This window comes from Pseudomonas sp. UBA6323, assembly GCF_002439135.1.
Lineage (GTDB): Bacteria > Pseudomonadota > Gammaproteobacteria > Pseudomonadales > Pseudomonadaceae > Aquipseudomonas.
In genome coordinates, this window is sequence record NZ_DJSX01000107.1 from 1 (window position 1) to 3994 (window position 3994).

Annotated in this window: 4 protein-coding genes; 3 read left to right on the top strand and 1 reads right to left on the bottom strand. The window is 61.1% G+C overall.

The window, feature by feature from the left end; translation table 11 throughout:
* Positions 1–36: 36 nt before the first annotated feature.
* From B3P22_RS23325 to B3P22_RS23335, 3 genes are read left to right on the top strand one after another with little or no spacing between them, the layout of a single operon-like run.
* Positions 37–843 (top strand): TIGR03571 family LLM class oxidoreductase, encoded by an 807-nt coding sequence (locus B3P22_RS23325; RefSeq protein ID WP_223822194.1) that lies wholly within the window; start codon positions 37–39, stop codon positions 841–843.
* A complete protein-coding gene (locus B3P22_RS23330) occupies positions 827–1714 on the top strand; it encodes a sugar phosphate isomerase/epimerase family protein (protein ID WP_004350834.1) in 888 nt (295 codons plus the stop codon). Before B3P22_RS23325 ends, B3P22_RS23330 begins: the two co-directional genes overlap by 17 nt.
* 21 nt (positions 1715–1735) lie before the next feature.
* Entirely contained in the window at positions 1736–2236 is a 501-nt protein-coding gene (locus tag B3P22_RS23335) for a flavin reductase family protein (RefSeq protein WP_037510038.1), read from the top strand.
* A gap of 83 nt (positions 2237–2319) precedes the next feature.
* Here B3P22_RS23335 and B3P22_RS23340 read toward each other — a convergent pair.
* On the bottom strand, positions 2320–3994 hold a 1675-nt coding region (locus B3P22_RS23340), incomplete at its 5' end, for a relaxase/mobilization nuclease and DUF3363 domain-containing protein (protein ID WP_296272798.1).

The window sequence follows — 3994 nt, forward strand, 5'->3', positions numbered from 1 at the left end:
ACCATTAAATCCGTATACCCCAACCATTAAATCCGTATACCCGTATTTCTCAATGTCCCGTCTTTTGGCGACGTGGGTCACATCCATGACCTGTGGCCATTCATGGGCTACGTCACGGCACAGACGTCGCGCATCGCGCTCGCAACTGGCAGCGTCATCACCACTCTGCGTCATCCCTTGCTTGTGGCCAAAGCAGCAGCCTCGATCGACCGCTTGTCAAATCAGCGCCTGGTGCTAGGTATCGCCACGGGTGATCGGCCAACAGAGTTCCCGGCCTTCGGTCAGACAATGGATGCGCGAGCCACGTTGTTCCAAGAAGCATTGACTGTGTTGCGTCAAGCCTGGCGTGAGGACTTCCCGGAAATCTCCACGCCCCGAGTGAACTTGTCGGGTGCAGATACGCTGCCGAAACCGGCGTTGAGAGACATTCCCGTGATGGTGACTGGTCATTCACGCCAGTCGGTCGAATGGATTGCCGAGCATGGGGATGGCTGGCTTTACTATCCCCAAAATATCGCGCAGCAAGCCATGACAATCAAGAATTGGCGGTCGCTGACACCAAGATTCAAACCCTTCACGCAATCCTTCTATATTGACCTGTCGGAGAATCCCGATGAACCCCCGTCGCCCATCTTCCTCGGGTTTCGGGCTGGTCACCGATTCTTTACTGACTACTTCAGCCGCTTGCGCGATATTGGGGTTAATCATATTGGCCTCAACCTGAAATACGCGACACGTCCGGCGCATGAGATTGTTCAGGAACTTGGCGAGCATGTCGTACCGCACTTTCCGGCGCACGCTACTGCCCATTTGGAGGAGGCGCAGGATGCTGCACGGTCATAAAATTTTTGCCTGGGATCTCGCTTTTACTTCTTCGGCTGGTACCTATGCCTTCGATGTCCAATGCGAAATGCTGGCTGACATCGGTTATGACGGCCTGACCTATGCCGTCTGGTCAGGGAGCCGATGGGAAACCGCAAAGCGTCTATCCACCGTGAAAGATCGTTTCGGTTTGGAGGTCTTTAGCGTGTATGTGGTGATCGACCTGGATCAGGGCCCACAGCATCCCATCAACGCAGGACTCTTGCGGATGCTTGAGGAGATGGAAGGCGTGAAGGCTGTCAATCTTGGAATCAGGACGGCAGGCCACGGTTCAAATCATCGAAAGGCACCGGACGACAAGGTATTGCAGGACTTCCTTGGTCGGGCACTTGAGATTTGCGCACGGCGCGGAATTGACATCCTGCTGTATTTTCATCTGGGCTTCTGGATGGATCATTACTCCATTGCGGCACAGATCTGCTCGGTCGTGAACCATCCGAATCTCGGCATCGTGTTTCCAAGCTATCACTGGTATGGCTACGAAACCAATGCAGGCAGCCCGACGGAGGGCTATCAGGCAGTAGACCCGACGCCAGCGTTAATGGCGTCAACACCCTTCATGCGGGAATTGACTCTCAGCGGCGCAACCCGCAGCCCACTTGGCTGGAGTCGTATTGCCACTTTCGAGGCGCTCGATGCAGGAGAACTCGACAACTTCGCACTTCTTGGACTTGCCAAGTCGTTCGGTTATACCGGCCCCGTCGGCTATGACGGCACATTGGTCGGGGGGAATCCATACAGCACGCTCAAACGCTCCTATGACGCGATGGACGAGATGTTGGGTTTGCTGACAAAGCACCCTGGTTGGGCCAAGCGTGAAACGCACCCGTAACCTATGATTGAGCACACCTACATGTCCCAACACCCTTTGATTGCTGCCCAATTGAGGCAGGCGATGCGCGGCGTGGCCTCCACGGTGACGCTAATCACGTCGATCGCTCCCGATGGCCACGGACACGTAATGATCGCCAGTTCATTCACATCAGTCTCACTGGAGCCGCCCACGGTTCTAGTGTGCATTGGTCAGCAAACCCGTATCCATGGGCCGCTGCTGGCTGCTCGACGATTCTGCATCAATGTACTCCGCGCAGAACAGGAGGTACTTGCGGTGCACTGCCGTAGCGCCACGGGGACCGACCGTTTCGATCATGAAGCCTGGCGATTTGATGAAGTCAATGGGTTGCCCTATCTGCAAGGGGCGCAGGCTTCGCTGTTCTGTGAGCTGATTGAACACCATGCAGTCGGCACCCACTCGGTAATGCTGGCCAGTGTCGAGCGTGTGCTCACATCTGCATATGCCGATCCACTCGTCTATCTGGATGGCCGCTTCCGGGCCATAGATCCAACCCGTTGAAGATATGCAGCGAAGAATTTCACAACTGCCTCGGCATATCTCTAGACAGCCTGCCGGGTTATGTGGCTGAGACTCTTCGAGCATTAGCCAATGCCCATTCCCCGCTGCCGTCCGATTTCCCACGCCACGCCGCCACCGCTCACCGTCGCGGCAAGTTGCTGCCCCAGTCGCTGTTCAATCACCGGCTTCCACGGCACCAGACTGAACCCCATGCCGTCGTCTAGCATCGCGTAGCGCCCGCTGGCGAGCATGAGGCTGCGCCGGTAGATGCCAGCCACGCGCTGCCCGTCGGTGACGGGCCGATGCGCTAGGCCGATTTCGGCGGCAATATCCTTGGCGGCCTTTGCCAGTTCCCGATTCCGCAGCGTCCCCAGCAAGTTCCGGGCGAGGATCACCCGCTGCCCACGCCGCTGGGCCAGCCCCTGTTCTTCAAGGAAGTCGGCGCGCTGCTGCAAGGCTTCCTTCGTCTCGCCGCCAAAGCCCAGATCGCCCAGCCCCTTGCCGCCACCGATCAACTGCTGGTCCAGCCAGGTCGCGCCGATCACGCGGGCCTGCCGCTCGATGGGCAAGTGCGATTTCAGCTCCACCGCCACGCCGCCCAGGCGCTGTGCGTCGTTCTGGCGGCCACGTTCGGCCAGGTCGTCCGGCACCTTCCATAGTCCATCAGCCACACGTTCCACGATGCCGGCCCGGCGCAGGGCTTCCAGTCGGCGGACATGGGCCGCGACGACCTCCTGCGGGTCGCGGCCGGGCTTGGCTCGGCCTTGCTCGATCGCCAGGTGATGATCGGCGCGGTACAGGCCATCGCTCGCCAGCGCGGCGATGTTCTTGTCGGCCGCCCGCACCTCGTTGGAACCGCGTACCTCCACCACGGCTCCGGTGGGATAGTTCGCCAGCTCGTCGCGGGCGTTCAAAGCGACGTAGTGGGCCTTGCCGTCCACGCCGTCGATGACCAGATAGCCGCGGTCGTGCAGCTCGTCGGCCAGCCCCTTGCCGGCCACGCGGCCGACGATGGTGCGGCCGTCGTCGCCGGGCTCAAACACCGCCTGCTCGCGCGGCTGGCCGCTCATGGCGCGCTGCATGGTGCGGATGATGTCACCACGCTCGCCCAAGGCGCGCAAGGTCTTCTCCGCGTCGGCATGCACGGCCCAGGTGCCGGGCTGCGTCTCGTCAGCCAGGCCCAGGCGCTGCAAGCGTTGGAGTCGGCCGATCAGCAGCAGCCGCTGGCGTTGCAGGCGGGGCTCATTGAAGCGCTCGATCTGCACCCGGCCATCCTCGCCGGCCTCACGCTGCAATGTGCGGTCGAGGCTCGTCCACCGCTCCTGTTCCACCTCGCGCTGCAAGGTCTGCTGGATCTCCAGTTCGGTGCGCGGCCCCAGCCATTCCGTCGCCAGCTCGGCGGCGCGATGGCGGAAGCCGTGGGCGATGTAGTCGCCCGCGATGATGAGGTCTTTGCCGGTGTCGTCGCGCCCGCGCACGATCAGGTGGGTGTGCGGGTTGTCGGTGTTCCAGTGATCGACTGCCACCCAATCCAGCCGCGTCCCCAGATCGGCTTCCATGCGGTTCACAAGATGCCGGGTGTAGGTGCGCAGGTCGTCCAGCTCGGCCCCGTCCTCGGGCGAGACGATGAAGCGGAAATGGTGCCGGTCGTCGTTGGCCCGCTCCTTGAAGGCATCGAGGTCGGCATCGTCAATCTGCGGCCCGTAGGCCCGGCCCGGTTCGCCATCGCGGCCGGCGCCGTCGCGCTCGATGTAGCGC